This is a genomic window from Desulfocurvus vexinensis DSM 17965, assembly GCF_000519125.1.
Classification (GTDB): domain Bacteria; phylum Desulfobacterota; class Desulfovibrionia; order Desulfovibrionales; family Desulfovibrionaceae; genus Desulfocurvus; species Desulfocurvus vexinensis.
Map to the genome: position 1 here is coordinate 42,862 of NZ_JAEX01000019.1, position 15,838 is coordinate 58,699.

The following is a 15,838-nucleotide window of genomic DNA, read 5'->3' on the forward strand; positions in this document are numbered from 1 at the left end:
GGACGCCATGGGCCGGGAAACGCGACTGTTCAAGACCCAGGAACGCAAGAGCCGCCAGGAGGCCGCCGCCTTCCTGCGCCAGCTGGCCGACCGGCTGGACGGGGACGGGATCGTCCTGCGCCAGGGCACGCAGGAAATCCGCCTGCAACCGCCCGCGTGGCTGACCCTCGAAGTGCAGGTGGAGGACGAGGACAAGGGCGCCCGCGGCGTGCAGCACAGCCTGGAAGTGGAACTCAAGTGGTTCGACGGCGACGAACAGGCCGGGGAGGGCGGCGGCCTGGAGCTGGGCTGACGCGACTGCCGCCCGCAGGGCCCCGGCGGTTGCCACTGCCGGGGCCTTGGTGTAGAGATGGGCGCTCACCCCCGGGGCGCAGGCCGCGTGCCGGAACCAAGGAGGCCTCCATGCCCACCATCATGCCCGAGGGCGAACTGCTGCGCCGCGCCGTCGCGTGGATCTGCGAGCAGTCCGGCGGCCAGGACGCCGCCCCGACTGCGCGGATCATCGACGAGGCCGCCGTGCGCTTCAACCTCGGCCCCCTGGACCAGGAGGCCCTGGTGCGGTTCTTCCGCCAGCGTCCCGCCCCGGAGGACGGCCCTGCGTAGCCTGCCCCGCCTGCTGCATAGGCAGATTTTCGTCGAGCTGGCCAGCGTCTTCGCCCTGTGCGCGGGGTCGCTGCTTACGCTGCTGCTCATCGGCCGCATGCTCCAGCTGCGCGAACTGCTGTTGTCCCAGGACCTGGCGCTGTGGGACATGGTCTGCATGTTCGCCTACCTGTCGCCGTTCTTCCTGCTGCTGCTCATCCCCATCGCCTGCATGCTGGCCGTGTTCCTGACCTTCCTGCGCATGGGTACGGACCTGGAGTCCGTGGCCCTGCGGGCCTCGGGGGTCAGCCTGTACCAGATGCTGCCCGCGCCGCTGGTGTTCTGCGCGCTGTGCATGGCGGGAGCCTGCGCGGTGTCCTTCTGGGGCCTGTCGTGGGGCATGGAGAACTTCCGGGCCACGGTGCTCGACCTGGCGCGCACCAGGACCCAGCTCGTGCTCCAGGGCGGAGTGTTCAACCGCGATTTCCCGGGCCTGACGGTCTACGCCCAGCAGGCCGACCCCGTGCGGGGCGAGCTGCACACCGTCTTCGTGCAGGACCGCACCCGCGAGAACATCACCGCCACCATCCTGGCCCCCACCGGCAACGTGCACACCGACACGGACAAGGGCGAGATCGTCTTTCGCCTGCAAAACGGCAGGATCTACCGCCAGGAGACGGCGGGGCTTTCCGTGGTCGGCTTCGACTCCTACGTGGTGCGCATGGATCTGTCGCGGCTGCTGTCAGGCTACGACCTGGGCGCCGTGCGGCCCAAGGAGATGAGCTGGAAACGGCTGCACGAACTGCGCGCCACCCCCGATACCATCCAGGACGAAAGCGGCACGACCCTGCGCAAGGTCGAGGTGGAGATCCACAAACGCCTGGCTCTGCCCGCCGCGTGCGTCGTGCTCGGGCTGTTCGCCCTGCCCATGGCCGCCAGCTTCGGCGGGCTGAACCGTCAGTGGGGGCTGCTGCTGGCCCTGGGGTTCTTCCTGTTCTATTACACGCTGTTGTCCCTGGGGCTGTCCCTGGGCGAAACGGGCGTGCTGCCGCCGGTGGTCGGGCTGTGGCTGCCCAACGTGCTGTTCCTGGCCGCCGGGCTCACGGGGCTGGTGCAGGCCGCGCGCGAGCGCGGGCTGGACATCGCCGGGCGCCTGGCCCACCTGCGCGCCTGGGGGGGCCGGGCGGCGGGGGAGGACGGCCATGCGTCCTAAGGTCCTGCACCGCTACCTGCTGCGCCAGAACCTGTTCTACCTGCTCTCCACCCTGGTGGTCGGCACCGCGCTGTACCTGATGAGCGACCTGTTCGACCGCCTGGACGACTTCATGGAGGCCGGGCTGGGCCTGGGGGTGGCGCTGCGCTATTTCGCGGTCAAGATTCCGCTCATCGTCTCGCAGATCATGCCCGCCGTATTCCTGGTTTCGGTGGTGGTGCAGCTGTGTCTCATGGCCCGCAGCCGCGAGCTGCTGGCCCTGCGTTCGGGGGGCGTGTCCCTGGCGTCGCTGACCGTGTTCGTGGTCCTGTATTCGCTGGTCTGGTGCCTGGGGCAGCTGCTGTTCTCGCAGTTCGTGGGCGTCTACGGCGAGCGCGAGGCCGCGCGCATCTGGTCCGAGCAGGTGCGCGGCAACCTGGCGGAGAAAAAAGTCCTGTCCGGGGTCTGGTTCAAGGACGGCGACAGCATCGTGGAACTGGACCGCCTGTGGCCCGCGCGCGGCGAGGCCCAGGGGGTGACGGTCTTCGAGATGACCGGCGACCGTCAGGCCGTGACGCGCATCCTTACCGCCAAGCGCGCCGACGCCGCCCCGGGCGACTGGCGGCTGTACGACGTGCGCGAGCTGCACCCCGGCGATTTCAGCGTGACGGCCATGGACGAGCTGGCCCTGCCGTTCCAGCAGAATCCGGCGACCTTCCTGCACGTCGCGCCGGGGGTGGACCCCTCGCGGCTGCCCATGTGGACGCTGGCGCGGGTCATCGGCGAGCTGGACGCGGCGGGCTCCAACGTCGAGCGCCTGCTGACCACATGGCACATGAAATGGGCCTACGCCTTCAGCGTGCTGGCCATGGGCCTCATCGCCCTGGCCATGGTCACGCTGTTCGAGAACGTCTACCTCAACGTGGCCCTGTCGCTGGTGGTCACCTTCGCCTACTACGCGGTGTTCATGATCGGCGTGACCCTGGGCCAGAAGGGCATGCTGCCGCCCTGGCTGGGCGCGTGGCTGGGCAACGTCATCTTCTACGCCCTGGCGGGCGGGCGCCTGGCCTGGACGGTCTGGCCGCACCGGCCCGGGGCGGCGGCGTAGCCCGGGGCGCCGGAAAACAGCCTCCCACCGCGCGCCGCAAGGCCGTTCAGGCTCTGGGGCACCGCCACCGGTGCGCCACGCGTAAACGGCCTTGCGCCATGCCTGTGACGGGCGCTGCTCAACCTGCGTGCAAGGATTTTTTCGGCGGTCAGCCGGGTCAGGAGGCGTTCGGCTCCGGAGCAGGGGCCGCTGGCGCGTCTTCGCCGTCCACCTGCGGCCCCAGGGCGACCTCGCGCAACGCGCCCCACAAGGCCTCGATGCCCAGGCCCGTCTCGCTGGAGGTGGCCAGGGGCTTTTCGCTGTCCAGCAGCAGGGCCCACTGCTTGCGCACGGCCTCGCGGTCGCGCTGGCGGGTCTTGTCGGCCTTGGTCAGCACGGGCAGCACGGCCACGCCCTTGCCCTGGATGTAGCCGATGAGCTCCATGTCGTTTTTCTGCGGGGGGTGGCGGGCGTCGAGCAGCACGGCCACGGCGCGCAGCCAGGGGTTGCCCTGGATGTAGGCGTCGATGAGCTTGCCCCACTTGGCGCGCTCGGTCTTGCTCACCCGCGCGTAGCCGTAGCCGGGCAGGTCCACCAGATAGAAGCCCCAGGGGGCGACCTTGTAGAAGTTCAGGCTCTGGGTCTTGCCGGGGGTCGAGCTGATCTTGGCCAGCTTGCGCCGCCCGGCCAGGGCGTTGACCAGCGAGGATTTGCCCACGTTGGAGCGCCCGGCCAGGGCGATCTGCGGCGCGGGCATGGGCTCGAGCTGGTTGAGCAGGTAGACGGTACGTTCCAGTTCCATGGTCGGTCGGGTCACGGGGGCTCCGGGCTTCGGTGCGGCGCGCCGGTGCGGCGGCGCCGTGCGGGGCAGTATGCACACCATCGCCGTGTTTGCCAACCGCCCGCGAAACATATACACAGGGGTGCAACCCGGCGGCCCGCCCGCCCAACCCCCCCCGGATGGACCACATGGCCAGATACGACATCCTGGTGCTCAACGGCCCGAACCTGGGCCACCTGGGCCAGCGCCAGCCCGAAATCTACGGCCACCAGGGCATGGACGCCGTGCCCGGGCTGGTGCGTACGCTGCTGGGCCCCGCCGCCGACGAGGTGGCGCTACACTTCGACCAGCACAACGGCGAAGGCCAGCTCATCGACCGCCTGGAGCGGGCGCGGGCCGAGGGCATCCACGGCGTGGTACTCAACGCGGGCGCCTACACCCACACCAGCCTGGCCCTGGCCGACTGCCTGGCCTGGATCGGCGTGCCCGCCGTGGAGGTTCACCTCTCCAACGTCTGGGCGCGGCCCGAGGCCGTGCGGCACCACAGCCACATGGCCCGCTGCGTGGTCGGCGTCATCGCCGGGTTCGGCATCGATTCCTACGCCCTGGGCGTGGCCGCCCTGGTGCGCCATCTCAAATCAACCCCAACCAAGTAGACACAAAGCGTCCGGAGGATAGTCCATGGCAATGATCGCCACCAGCGAGTTCAAGAACGGCATGAAGATCGAGATCGACGGCGTGCCGTATGAAATCATCGAACACCAGCACCACAAGCCCGGCAAGGGCGGCGCCGTCATGCGCACCCGGCTGCGCAACCTGCTCAACGGCCGGGTTATCGACAACACCATGCGCTCGGGGGAGAAGGTCAACAAGCCCGACCTGGAAACCCGGACCATGCAATATCTCTATCAGGCCGGCGACGACTTCGTGTTCATGGACATGACCAGCTACGAGCAGACCGAAATCCCGGCCTCGGTGTGCGGGGCCAAGGGCGGCTTCCTGGTGGAAAGCTCCGAGGTCAAGGTGCTGCTGTACAACGGCGCGCCCCTGGACATCGACATCCCGGCCTCGGTGGTCATGGAGATCACCGAGTGCGAGCCCGGGGTCAAGGGCGACACCGTGAGCGGCGCCACCAAGCCCGCCAAGCTCTCCTCGGGGGTGGTGGTCCAGGTGCCGCTGTTCGTGGAGCAGGGCGAGCGCATCAAGGTCGATACGCGCACCGCCAGCTACATCAGCCGCGATAAATAGCGCCCCCGGGCGCCCTTCGGCGCGGGCCGCCCGGCCCGCGCCGCCCCCAGGGAGGGCAGGACGACGTATACCAGCAAGCTGCTCCGGGAAATCGCGGCCATGGCCCTGTTGTTCTGGGCCGTGGCGCTCATGGCGTCCCTGGTGACGTACAGCCCCGCCGACCCGAGTTTCAACAACGCCGTCAGCCCGGGCTACCGGGTGGTCAACGCCGTGGGCCTGCTGGGGGCCTACTCGGCGGACCTGCTGGTGGTGCTCCTGGGCCTGGGGGCTTTCCTGGTGCCCGTGGCCTTCGCCATGCTGGCCTTGGGCAACTTCGTGCCCCGGCTGTTCCCGCCGTGGTGGCGCTGGACGGGCTTGGGGCTGCTGCTGCTGTGCGTCATGGGCCTTGGCGCCGCCGACTGGGCGCGCGGCTCCCTGCGCGTGGGCGCCGTGGCGGGCGGCGGGCTGCTGGGCACGGTGCTGCATACCCAGGCCCTGTACTACCTGCGGCCCCTGGGCGCGGGGCTGCTGGGGGCCTTTGCCCTGGCCGCCGCCCTGCAACTGCTCATCGGCCTGACCTGGGGCGGGTTCCTGCGCCGCGTGCGCGGGCAGCTGCTCGACCTGGGCCGCGCCCTGGCCCAGCGCCGCAGCAGCCGCCAGCGCGCCGCCGCCTCCGCCCAGGACGCCGACCGCCAGCGCGCCCTGGCCGCAGACGACCAGGAGCTGCCCGTGCTGCGCAAGCGCGCGAAACCGGCCAAGGCCCTGCCCGCGCAGCCCGCCGCCGCCCCGGCCCCGCTTCCGGCCGAGGCCGCCCGCGCAGCCGGGCCGCCGCCGCTGGACTTCCTGCGCCTGCCCCCGGCGGACGGTCCGGCCATCCCCAAGGACGTGCTCGACGCCCAGGCCCGCAGCCTGGAATCGTGCCTGAACGACTTCGGCATCCAGGGCGAGGTGCAGGACGTGGTGCCCGGCCCGGTGGTGACCATGTTCGAGTACAAACCCGCCCCGGGAGTCAAGATCAGCCGCATCGCGGGCCTGTCCGACGATCTGGCCCTGGCCCTCAAGGCCTCGGCGGTGCGCATCGAGGCGCCCCTGGCCGGGCGCGACACCGTGGGCGTGGAGATCCCCAACGCCCGGCGCCAGACGGTCTACCTGCGCGAAATCATGCAGTCCGCCGCCTTCACCGGGTCGGACTCGCTGCTGACCCTGGCCCTGGGCAAGGACATCCACGGCCGCCCGCATGTGGCCGACCTGGCGCGCATGCCGCACCTGCTCGTGGCGGGCGCCACGGGCCAGGGCAAGAGCGTATGCCTGAACTCCATCCTGCTGTCTTTCCTGTATAAAGCCGCTCCGGAACAGGTCAAGCTGCTGTTGGTGGACCCCAAGCGCATCGAGCTGTCGGTCTATGCGGACATCCCGCATCTGGTGCACCCCGTGGTCACGGACATGGCCCTGGCCAAGAACGCCCTGGACTGGGCCGTGTACGAGATGGAGAAGCGCTACGACGCCATGGCCCGCCTGGGCGTGCGCAACATCGAGGGCTACAACCGCAAGCTGGAGACCCTGCCCGCCGGGCAGGCCGCCGAGTTCGCGGACCTCGCGCCCCTGCCGCTCTTGGTCATCGTCATCGACGAGCTGGCCGACCTGATGCTCACGGCGCGCAAGGAGGTGGAGACCTCCATCGTGCGCCTGGCGCAGCTGGCGCGCGCGGCGGGCATCCACATGATCATCGCCACCCAGCGGCCCTCGGTGGACGTGGTCACCGGGCTCATCAAGGCCAACTTCCCCAGCCGCATCGCCTTCACCGTGACCTCCCCGCAGGATTCGCGGACCATCCTGGACACCGTGGGCGCCAACCACCTGCTGGGCAAGGGCGACATGCTCTTCAAGCCCGGTGGCGGCAAGACCGTGCGCCTGCACGGCGCCCTGGTGGACGAGGAGGAGATCGGGCGGGTCATCGAGTTCTGGAAGGCCCGGGCCGAGCCGCAGTACGGCCTGGACTTCGGCGAATGGTCGCGCGAGGCGCAAAACGCCCAGGACGCTGGCGACGAAGGCGGCGGCGGGGGCGGGGAGGGCATCCCCGACGACCCGGTCTACCCCGAGGCTGTGGCCTTTGTCATGGAGCAGGGCAAGGCCTCCATTTCCCTCATCCAGCGCCGCTTCCGCATCGGCTTCAACCGCGCCGCGCGCTTCGTGGAGCAGATGGAGCAGGACGGGGTTATCGGCCCGGCGGACGGCGCCAAACCCCGCACGGTGCTCAAGGGCTGACGCGCCCGGGCCCCGGGGCTGCCCGGGGCCCGTTTTTCGTTTGTCCCCGGGGCTGCCCCGGGGCCCGTTTTTCATCCTCCCCCGGGGCCTTGGCGGGCATGCCGCCTGCCCGCGCCCCGCCCACGCAAGGAGCGTTTCGTGAACATCCTGGTCCTCCTCGCCCACCCCGCGCCGGGCAGCCTGAACCACGCCATCGCCGCCGCCGCCGTGGCCGCCCTCGAAGCCGAGGGCCACGCCGTGACCTTCCACGACCTCTGCGCCGAGGGCTTCGACCCCCTGCTGCCCGACGGGGAGAGCGCGCGCGGGGCGGACCTGCCGCCCGAGGTGCGCGCCCACTGCGCCGAGCTGGCCGCCGCCGAGGGCATCGTCGTCGTGCATCCCAACTGGTGGGGCATGCCGCCCGCCGTGCTCAAGGGCTGGATCGACCGCGTGGTGCGCGTGGACGTGGCCTACCGTTTCGTGCCCGGCGACGGGGGCGAGGGCGTGCCCGAAGGGCTCTTGCGCGCCCGGCGCGCCGTGGTCTTCAATACGTCCAACACCCAGGCCGAGCGCGAGGCCGCCGTGTTCGGCGACCCGCTGGACACGTTGTGGAAGAACTGCGTCTTCGGCCTGTGCGGTGTGCACGACGTGCACCGCCGGACCTTCGGGGTGGTCTGCCTGTCCGATGCGGCCCAGCGCGCGCGCTGGCTGGAGGAGGTGGACGGCACCATGCGCAGGCTGTTCCCGCGCCAGGGGCCGGAGGCGCCGGGAGCCTAGCCGTCCCAGCGGTAGAGGAAGGCGCAGTGCGGCGCGCCCTGGGCGATGGTCCGGGAACGCTCCATGTGCAGCCGGGGCGAGTAGCCCCGGGCGAAGGCCGCGTCGCGCGAGCACGACAGGGCCTGAGCCAGCTCCGGCGCAAGGCCCATTTCCCGGATGTACAGCTCAGCGTAGGCGCAGCGCGTCACGGTCAGGCGCAGGGTCCGGGCATCCAGGGCCACGTCCTGCACATCCAGGGCGCCCCCGGCGCGCCAGACATCCACCACCCCCGCGAAATGCTCCAGGCCCGGCCCCCCGGGCGCGGCGGCGGCAAAGGCCGCCCCGGCCCTGTGCGCGGCGCGGGCCGTGGCCCGGGCGATGGCCGCCACGGCCTCGGGGCCGGGCATGACCTCGCACAACGCGGCGTGGACATCGGCCAGCATCTCGGCCTCGATGCGGCGACGCTCAAGCTGGGTGATCGCGGGCTGGACGGCGGGGGCGGTGGTCATGGCGGGCTCCTGGGGCCGGGCGGTGCGGAGGCGCAAACCCCTTGCGCGGGGCACACCCTGCATTATACCTTGGCAAAACCAAGCGCAACCCACGTATCCCGGAGGCCCCATGCCCCTGTTCCGTTTCCTGGTCCTGGTTCTTCTGGCCGCCGCCCTGGCCGCGCCCGCCCGGGCCCAGGAGCCCTCGGCCCTCACGGCGGCCATGCAGCGCCGCTACGAGACGCTTTCGACCTTCGAGGCCGCCTTCAGCCAGACCCTGGTCAACGCCGCCAGCGGCGAGAGCCGCACGCGCACCGGCACCATCCGCTTCAAGCGCCCCTCGCTCATCCGCTGGCAGACCATGACCCCCGAGCCGGAACTGCTGGTGGTCGGCGCCCAGGACGTGTGGGCCTGGTACGAGCTGGAGCAGACGGCCTACCGCTACACCGTGGAGCAGGTGCTCGACTCGCGGACCATGCTGCGCTTCATCTCGGGCAACGCCCGGCTGGACGAGGACTTCTGGGTCGAGGACCAGGGCGACGACGCGGGCCTGCGCAGGCTGCACCTGATGCCGCGCAAGGCCGAGCCGTCCATGGTCGAGGCCACGGTGTGGGTGGACCCCAGCTCCACGGTGATGACGCGCATCGAGATCGTCGATTTCTTCGGCAACACCAACGCCGTGATCCTGGAGAACATGGTCTTCGATGTGCAGCTGCCCGCCGAGGTCTTCGCCTTCGCGCCGCCCCAGGGCGCCGACGTGTTCGACAACCGCGGCAAGGAAGGCCCGGCGGTGGAAACCCTGGGCCAGTAGGCGCGGGGGAAGGGCCGCCGGGGCAGGGCGCCCCGGGACGTCAGCCCCGCCGCCGGGGCCCGCGCGCGGCGCCGCCGGGCTGACCTTTGGTCGTGCGGGCCGGGGCTTTGGCGGGCGCGGGGGGGCGCGGTTTTCCAGCCCCGGGGGCGCCCGCAGGGGGCGCCTGCTCCGGCGCGGGCCCCAGGCCCACGGCGTGCAGCAGGGCTACGGCCTCGCCCGGGGTCAGGGCCCGGGCCTGGCCCTCGGGTAGCTCGCCCAGGCGCAGGGGCCCCAGGGCCACGCGCGTCAGGCGCAGGATGGTCAGCCCCGCCTGCTCGCACATGCGCCGGATCTGGCGGTTCACGCCCTGGGTCAGGGTCATTTCCAGGCTCGTGGCCCGGGAGGCCACGCCCAGCACGCGCGTGGGCGCCGGGGCCAGGGCCTGGCCGTCGGCCAGGGTCATGCCCCGGGAGAACAGGGCCAGGGTCGCCGGGGGCACCGTGCCGCGCACCAGCACTTCGTAGACCTTGGGCAGATGCCAGCGCGGGTGCGTCAGGCGGTTGGCCAGTTCGCCATGGTCCGTGAGCAGCAGCAGGCCCTGGGAGAAATAGTCCAGCCGCCCCACGGGGTAGAGCCGCGCCGGGCCGAAGGCGTCGCCCACAAGGTCGAGCACCGTGGTCCGGCCCTGGGGGTCGCTGGCCGTGGTCACCACGCCGGTGGGCTTGTTGAGCATGACCAGGGTGTGCGCCCGGGCCCCGGGCACGGGCACGGCCACGCGCTGGCCGCGCAGCTCCACCACGTCCGTGGCGGGGTCGATGCGCAGCCCGGGGCTAGTCACGGGCTGGCCGTTGACGGTCACGGCTCCGGCGGCCACCAGCTCGTCGGCGGCGCGGCGTGAGCAGACCCCGGCGTCGGCCAGGGCCTTGTTGATGCGCAGCAGGGCGGCCTCGGGGCTGGCCTGCGGCTTCTGTACGGGGGGGGTGTTTCGCGCCATGGCGCGAACCTAGACGCGAATGACCTTGCTGGCAAGCTGCAGGCTGGTGACCACGTCGAGCATGTTGGTGGTCTGCCCCACGGCCTTGCGCTCCAGAAGGCCGAAGAAATCCAGGCAGGTGCCGCAGACCAGGATGGACACCCCGGCCTCAGCCAGGGCCGCGAGTTTTTCAAAGCACGGGTGCCCGGGCACGGTCATTTTCACCGCGCCGTTGACCAGCACGAGGCGCCACAATTCGCCGCCCAGCTCGGGCAGGGTGCCCAGGAAGGCAGCCATGAGCTTGGCGCCCAGGGTGTCGTCGCCCGCGCCCACGAACTCCGAGGGCAGGAACACGCAGACCTTCTGCTCCAGGGCCGTGAGCTGCGCGCCGGAAAGCACCTCGCAGCCGCAGGGCGCGTCGGCCCCGGCCTCACCTTCGCGCTGGGCCGTCAGGCGCCAAGCGCCGCCCTCGGCCTGCACGGCCACGGCGTAGCCCCGGGTGCCCAGGTAGCGCGTGACGTTCTCGCGCGCGGCCTCGTTGTCCACCACCACCTCAAGGACGGCGGGGGCCTGGGTATCGACGCACTGTTTGCATTGCAGGACGGGTTGCGGGCAGGCCAGGCCCTGGCAGTCGAGAACGGGCGGGGTCATGGGGCGCTCCTTGTGCGGGGTGATGCCCCAATGAACCCCGGGGGCTGCGGCGGGTCAAATCGTTAGTTCCAATGGTTTTTGGCCTGAAGCATCGACGGGCCTGCCGCTGGCGGCCCTGTGCCCCGGGCGCCGCTCCGGGCTGGATTTCTTGGCCCGCTTGGCGTATCCAGTGCCCGTTCGGACGCAGCGGGGCGCCGTGCCCCCAGGCCCGCAAGACAAGGACGCACAGTGGGATCGGACAGCAAGAAAGACTACCTGCGCAGCCCGGTGCTGCTCAGGCGGTGCCTGGGCTACTTCACGCCCTACAAGACCTCCATCGCCCTGGCCGTGGTGTCCATGGGTATCGTGGCCGTCAGCTCCTCGGCCTCGGCCTATCTTTTCCAGCCCGCATGGGATTCCATCTTCGCCGAGCACGACCGCAGCAAGCTCGTGGTCTACCCGCTGCTGATGATCCTGGTCTTCGCCCTCAAGGGCGTGTTCCGCTACGCCCAGAACTACCTGATGCGCATGTGCGGCCTCAAGGTGCTCGAACGCCTGCGCAACGAGCTGCACGAAAAGATTCTGCGCCTGCCCATGAACTTCTTCGACGACACCCAGGTGGGCATGCTCCAGTCGCGGATCATCATGGACGTGAACATGATCCGCAACAGCCTGCCGGCCATCGTCATGCTCGTGCGCAGCGTCCTGGAGGTGATCGGGCTGTTGGGGGTGGCCTTCTACATGAACCCCGGGCTGGCCTCGCTGGCGGTCTTCGTGCTGCCCCTGGCGGTGTACCCCATCATCTATTTCGGCAAGAAGCTCAGGAAGATCGGCCGCAAGAACCAGGTCAAGCTCTCGGACATCTCGGTGATCCTCAACGAGGCCTTCTCGGGCATCCGCGTGGTCAAGGCCTTCGCCACCGAGCGCCACGAAAACGCGCGCTTTGCCGTGGAGAACCGCCGCCTGGTGGACATCGCCCGCAAGGAGGTGGTGTTCAGCGAAATGTCCTCGCCGATCATGGACATGGTCGGCGCCCTGGGCATCGCCGTGGTCATGTGGTACTGCGGGCAGCAGGTCATGGACGGCGAGATCACCCAGGGCATGTTCATCTCCTTCGTGGCCGCCGCCGGGCTGATCTACGAGCCCATCAAGAAGTTCAACAGCTACAACATGGACGTGCAGCGCGCCCTGGCTGGCGCCGAGCGCGTCTTCGAGATCCTCGACGCGCCCGAGATCGTGCAGGAAGAGGGCGGGCAGACGGAATTCGCCGGGCCCTTCGAGGAGCTGCGCCTGGAGGGCGTGACCTTCGCCTACCCCGGCTGCGCGCGCCCGGCCCTGCACAACGTGAGCCTGACCGTGCGCGCCGGGCAGCGCGTGGCCCTGGTCGGCCCCTCGGGCTCGGGCAAGACCACGCTGGTCAACCTGCTGCCGCGCTTCTACCTGCCCCAGGCCGGGGCGGTGGTGCTCAACGGCAGGCCCGTGGAGGACTACACCCTGGCCTCGCTGCGCCGCAACATCGGCATCGTCTCGCAGGACGCCTTCCTCTTCGACACCACCGTGCGCGACAACATCGCCTACGGCCACGGGGAGGTGGACCCGGAGCGCATCGAATCCTGCGCGCGGGCGGCCTACGCCCACGAATTCGTGCAGCAGATGCCCGCCGGGTACGACACCGTGCTGGGCGAGCGCGGGGTCAAGCTCTCGGGCGGGCAGAAGCAGCGCCTGACCATCGCCCGCGCGCTGTTCAAGAACCCGCCGCTGCTCATCCTGGACGAGGCCACCAGCGCCCTGGACACCGAATCCGAACGCAAGGTGCAGGCCGCCCTGGAAAACCTGATGCAGAACCGCACGAGCATCGTCATCGCCCACCGCCTGTCCACGGTGGTCGGCGCGGATGTGATCGTGGTCATGGAGCAGGGCAGGGTGGTCTCCACGGGCACCCACGCCGAGCTTCTGGCGGGCTGTCCGCTCTATGCCCGGCTGCACAGCATGCAGTTCCGCGACGAACCCCAGGACGGGCTGCCCGGCTGCGACATGGAGCCCGCGTGAGGCTGCGCCTGCCTGCCGGGCTGGTGTCCCTGCTGCTGGCGGCGCTGTACCGGCTTGTGCTGCTCACCGTGCGCCTGCGCGTGGAGAACTACGACGCCCTGCGCGCCCTGTGGGCGGCGGGCACGCCCACGGTGGTCGCCTGCTGGCACAACGAGCTGTTCTGCTTCCCCGCCCTGCGCGGCGACACGCGCTGGGTGGCCATCGTTTCCGCCAGCAGGGACGGCGAAGTCCTGGCCCGGGTCCTGAACCGCCTGGGGGTGGACACCGCGCGCGGGTCCAGCTCGCGCCAGGGGCTGGCCGCCCTGCGCCAGGCCGTGCGCGCCATGCGCGAGGGCGCGGGACGGGTCAACGGCTTCGTCACCGTGGACGGCCCGCGCGGCCCGCGCCACAAGGCCAAGGACGGCGTCTTGCTGCTGGCCGCCCTGGCCGGGGCCCCGCTGGTGCCCGCGCGGGTGCGCTGCTCGCGGGCCTTCGTGTTCCGCAAGGCCTGGGACCGCTTCGAGCTGCCCCTGCCGTTCTCCACCTGCCGCATCGTTTTCGGCCGGCCCTACGCCGTGCCCTCCGGGGCGCTGCGCGGACAGGCCCTGGCCGACGCCGTGCGTGAGCTGGAGGCGCGCCTGCATGGGCTGGGCTGAGTGGCTGGGGCGCAGCAGCGTGCCGGTGCTGTGCTACCACAACATCGGCGGCAACGGCGTGCCCCTGGCGGCGTTCACGGAGCAGATGCGCTGGCTGGCGGCCAGCGGGGTGCGCACCCTGGGGCTGGGGGAGCTGCGCCGCGTGCTGGCCGGGGAGCCCCTGTCCGCCCCGGCGGTGTGCCTGACCTTCGACGACGGCTTCTGCGACCTGTATACCCGCGTGGCGCCGCTGTTCGCGCAGCTCGGCCTGCGCGGCGCGGTGTTCGTCATCAACAACCGCCTGCGCGCGGACGGCGCCCCGCGCCACGAGGGCGAGGTGGTCGCCGACGCCGCGCACGAGGCCTTCACCCTGGCCGGGGACCGCTCGGCCTGGCTCTCGGGCGCGGAGCTGCGCGAGCTGGCGGACGCCGGGCTCCTTGACGTGGGCAGCCATTCCCTGACCCACGCCATGGGCCCCACGGGCCGGGCGGAACTGACCGATATTCCAAAACATTGGGCCTATGCCCCGTGGCGCGAGGGGGCCCGCCCGGGCCCGGCGCCGCGTCTGGCCCCGGAGCTGGCCGGGCCGCTGTGGCGCCAGGGGCAGGGCCGGGCCGAAACCGAGGCCGAGATGCACGCCCGGGTGCTGGACAATCTCGCGCGCTCGCGGCAGGGTCTGGAAACGTTGCTGGGCCGCCCGGTGACGGCCCTGGCCTGGCCCTGGGGCCAGGGGCACCCCATGGCCCGGCGCGCGGCCCGCGAGGCGGGGCTGGACCTCGTGCTGACCCTGCGCCGGGGCCCCGTGGGCCCAGGCACCGACCCCCTGGCCGTGCCGCGCCTGGAGGTGCGCCGCGCCAAGGGGCCGGGCTGGTTCAGGAGCCGGGTGTTCTTGCATTCCCGGGCGGGGCTGGCCCGGGCCTACAGCGCAATGCGGGTGTAGCGTGAAGGATCTTCTCTACGCGTCGTTGGCCGCCTGGGGCCTGGGCTGGGGTTTCGAGCGGGTGCGCACGCGCGGCGAGGCCCTGGGGCGCCTGCTGTGGCGGGCGCTGCCCCAGCGGCGCGAGATGGCCTGCGAGGCCATGGTCCGCCTGCTGGGCCTCTCGCCAGAAAAGGCCCGGGCCACGGCCCTGGAAAGTTTTCAGCACAATGGCCGCTCGTTCCTGGAAATCCTGCTGGCCCACCGCGTGGACCCGCGCTTCGTGCGCGAGCGGCTGCGCATCGTCGATCCGCCCAGCCTCGCGGCCCTGCAAAGCCAGGAGCGCCCCCTGGTCTGCGTCTCGGCGCACCTGGGCGCCTGGGAGTTGCTGGCCCCGGTGTTCCACCTGCTGCTGCCCGGGCGCGAGAAGCAGATCGTGGTCCGCCGCCCCAGGGATCTGGCCCTGCACGCGCTGACCACGCGCCTGCGCTCGCGGCCCAGCCTGGAAGTGGTGGACCACCGCAACGCGGCGCCCAGGGTGCTGCGCTGCCTGCGCCGGGGCGGGGGGGCGGCCTTCCTGGTGGACCACAACACCAGCACCTCCGAGGCCGTATTCCTGCCGTTTCTGGGGCGCATCGCCGCCGTGAACAAGGGCCCGGCCCTGCTGGCCCTGCGCGCCGGGGCGGTGGTACAGCCCCTGTTCCTGTTGCGTGAAGGGCAGGGCGGCTACGCCCTGTATCTCGAACCCACCCTGGACACCAGGGCCGTGACGGGAACCCACGACGAAAAGATCCAGAAAATCGCCCTGTTCTATACCCAGGTCGTGGAACGCATGGTCCGCCGCCACCCCGAGCAGTGGTACTGGCTGCACAAGCGCTGGAAAACCCAGCCCCCCGAGGGCTGGACCTACAGCCCCCCGGAAACCTGAAGCATCACTTGAGCTTTACAGAAGGGAACCCTGCCATGGCACACCAGACGGACACAGCATCCACGGCCCGCCTGCTGGCCGTGGCCCAGGGCCGGGAGCCCGCCGACCTCGTGATTCGCGGGGCGCAGCTGGTCAACGTGCTTTCAGGCGAGATTCACCGGGCCGACGTGGCCGTGGTGGACGGCCTCGTGGCCGCCGTGGACACGCCGGGGGAACCCGGCCCGGCCCGGCGCGAGGCCCGGCGCGAGGTGGACGCCGCCGGACGCTGGCTCTGCCCGGGGCTGGTGGAAGGGCATATCCATGTGGAATCCACGCTGCTCACGCCCGCGCGCTTTGCCCGCGTGGCGGCGGAGCACGGCACGGCGGCGGTGGTCTGCGATCCGCACGAGGTGGCCAACGTGCTGGGCGAGGCCGGGGTGTGCTGGATGCTGGACGCCACCCGGGGCCTGCCCGTGGCGTTTTTCGTCATGGTGCCCTCGTGCGTGCTGTAGCGGTCTACAGTTTTTTGGACACTCATTTGCGCTAATCAGGCCGCTATTGACACCGGGGCGGTCTGCTCCTTTCTGACCTGGGCCGGGGTC

The 15,838-nt window shown here is 71.0% G+C and carries 18 protein-coding genes; 14 read left to right on the forward strand and 4 right to left on the reverse strand.

What is annotated here, in order from left to right; genetic code table 11:
• Nucleotides 1–7 precede the first annotated feature (7 nt).
• The 4 genes from G495_RS0112020 (at nt 8) to G495_RS18955 (ending at nt 2,882) form a co-directional block, all read left to right on the forward strand.
• Nucleotides 8–292 (forward strand): amphi-Trp domain-containing protein, encoded by a 285-nt coding sequence (locus G495_RS0112020; protein WP_028588011.1) that lies wholly within the window; start codon nt 8–10, stop codon nt 290–292.
• Nucleotides 293–402: 110 nt separating this feature from the next.
• The gene (locus G495_RS0112025) at nt 403–603 is read left to right on the forward strand and encodes a hypothetical protein (protein WP_028588023.1); all 201 of its coding nucleotides are present in this window, start codon (nt 403–405) and stop codon (nt 601–603) included.
• A 25-nt stretch (nt 604–628) separates the two neighbouring features.
• Entirely contained in the window at nt 629–1,795 is a 1,167-nt protein-coding gene (gene lptF / locus G495_RS18950) for an LPS export ABC transporter permease LptF (RefSeq protein ID WP_035252016.1), read from the forward strand.
• Nucleotides 1,785–2,882, forward strand: a complete 1,098-nt coding sequence (locus G495_RS18955; protein WP_035251989.1) for an LptF/LptG family permease — start codon at nt 1,785–1,787, stop codon at nt 2,880–2,882. Before lptF ends, G495_RS18955 begins: the two co-directional genes overlap by 11 nt.
• A gap of 157 nt (nt 2,883–3,039) precedes the next feature.
• Here G495_RS18955 and yihA read toward each other — a convergent pair whose 3' ends face one another.
• Nucleotides 3,040–3,663: a ribosome biogenesis GTP-binding protein YihA/YsxC gene (gene yihA / locus G495_RS0112040; protein ID WP_035251991.1), complete on the reverse strand. Its 624-nt coding sequence runs from the start codon at nt 3,661–3,663 to the stop codon at nt 3,040–3,042.
• Nucleotides 3,664–3,830: 167 nt separating this feature from the next.
• On the opposite strand from yihA, the gene G495_RS0112045 reads away from it, so the two are divergent.
• The 4 genes from G495_RS0112045 to G495_RS0112060 all read left to right on the forward strand — a co-directional run bounded on the left by G495_RS0112045 (nt 3,831) and on the right by G495_RS0112060 (nt 7,890).
• A complete protein-coding gene (locus tag G495_RS0112045; protein ID WP_028588013.1) occupies nt 3,831–4,298 on the forward strand; it encodes a type II 3-dehydroquinate dehydratase in 468 nt (155 codons plus the stop codon).
• 31 nt (nt 4,299–4,329) lie between these two features.
• Nucleotides 4,330–4,890 carry an elongation factor P gene (gene efp / locus G495_RS0112050; protein ID WP_028588014.1) on the forward strand — a complete coding sequence of 187 codons (561 nt, stop codon included), beginning with the start codon at nt 4,330–4,332 and terminating at the stop codon, nt 4,888–4,890.
• Between the two features lie 78 nt (nt 4,891–4,968).
• Complete coding sequence (locus G495_RS0112055; protein ID WP_281171710.1) at nt 4,969–7,134, forward strand: DNA translocase FtsK; 2,166 nt, start codon at nt 4,969–4,971, stop codon at nt 7,132–7,134.
• 138 nt (nt 7,135–7,272) lie between these two features.
• Nucleotides 7,273–7,890, forward strand: a complete 618-nt coding sequence (locus G495_RS0112060) for an NAD(P)H-dependent oxidoreductase (RefSeq protein WP_028588016.1) — start codon at nt 7,273–7,275, stop codon at nt 7,888–7,890.
• On the opposite strand, the gene G495_RS0112065 is transcribed toward G495_RS0112060, so the two are convergent.
• Nucleotides 7,887–8,378 (reverse strand): L-2-amino-thiazoline-4-carboxylic acid hydrolase, encoded by a 492-nt coding sequence (locus tag G495_RS0112065; RefSeq protein WP_028588017.1) that lies wholly within the window; start codon nt 8,376–8,378, stop codon nt 7,887–7,889. The genes G495_RS0112060 and G495_RS0112065 overlap by 4 nt on opposite strands.
• A 109-nt stretch (nt 8,379–8,487) precedes the next feature.
• Between G495_RS0112065 and lolA the strand changes: the two genes are divergently transcribed.
• Entirely contained in the window at nt 8,488–9,168 is a 681-nt protein-coding gene (lolA, locus tag G495_RS18960; protein ID WP_035251995.1) for an outer membrane lipoprotein periplasmic chaperone LolA, read from the forward strand.
• Between the two features lie 40 nt (nt 9,169–9,208).
• On the opposite strand, the gene G495_RS0112075 is transcribed toward lolA, so the two are convergent.
• Both G495_RS0112075 and yedF read right to left on the reverse strand, forming a co-directional pair.
• Nucleotides 9,209–10,141, reverse strand: coding sequence for a pseudouridine synthase (locus G495_RS0112075; protein WP_051445339.1), 933 nt, complete (start codon nt 10,139–10,141; stop codon nt 9,209–9,211).
• Between the two features lie 9 nt (nt 10,142–10,150).
• On the reverse strand, nt 10,151–10,771 hold the full coding sequence (yedF, locus tag G495_RS0112080) for a sulfurtransferase-like selenium metabolism protein YedF (RefSeq protein WP_028588019.1): 621 nt from the start codon (nt 10,769–10,771) through the stop codon (nt 10,151–10,153).
• Nucleotides 10,772–10,999: 228 nt separating this feature from the next.
• On the opposite strand from yedF, the gene msbA reads away from it, so the two are divergent.
• Genes msbA through G495_RS0112105 form a run of 5 tightly spaced genes read left to right on the forward strand, consistent with a single transcriptional unit; the run spans nt 11,000 to nt 15,748 of the window.
• Nucleotides 11,000–12,799, forward strand: coding sequence for a lipid A export permease/ATP-binding protein MsbA (gene msbA / locus G495_RS18965; RefSeq protein WP_051445340.1), 1,800 nt, complete (start codon nt 11,000–11,002; stop codon nt 12,797–12,799).
• On the forward strand, nt 12,796–13,434 hold the full coding sequence (locus G495_RS0112090) for a lysophospholipid acyltransferase family protein (RefSeq protein ID WP_245588420.1): 639 nt from the start codon (nt 12,796–12,798) through the stop codon (nt 13,432–13,434). The genes msbA and G495_RS0112090 overlap by 4 nt, the downstream gene beginning before the upstream one ends.
• Complete coding sequence (locus tag G495_RS0112095; protein ID WP_028588021.1) at nt 13,421–14,353, forward strand: polysaccharide deacetylase family protein; 933 nt, start codon at nt 13,421–13,423, stop codon at nt 14,351–14,353. Before G495_RS0112090 ends, G495_RS0112095 begins: the two co-directional genes overlap by 14 nt.
• 1 nt (nt 14,354) lies before the next feature.
• Nucleotides 14,355–15,257 carry a lysophospholipid acyltransferase family protein gene (locus G495_RS18970; RefSeq protein WP_035251999.1) on the forward strand — a complete coding sequence of 301 codons (903 nt, stop codon included), beginning with the start codon at nt 14,355–14,357 and terminating at the stop codon, nt 15,255–15,257.
• Nucleotides 15,258–15,292: 35 nt separating this feature from the next.
• Entirely contained in the window at nt 15,293–15,748 is a 456-nt protein-coding gene (locus tag G495_RS0112105) for an amidohydrolase family protein (RefSeq protein WP_028588022.1), read from the forward strand.
• Nucleotides 15,749–15,838: the final 90 nt, after the last annotated feature.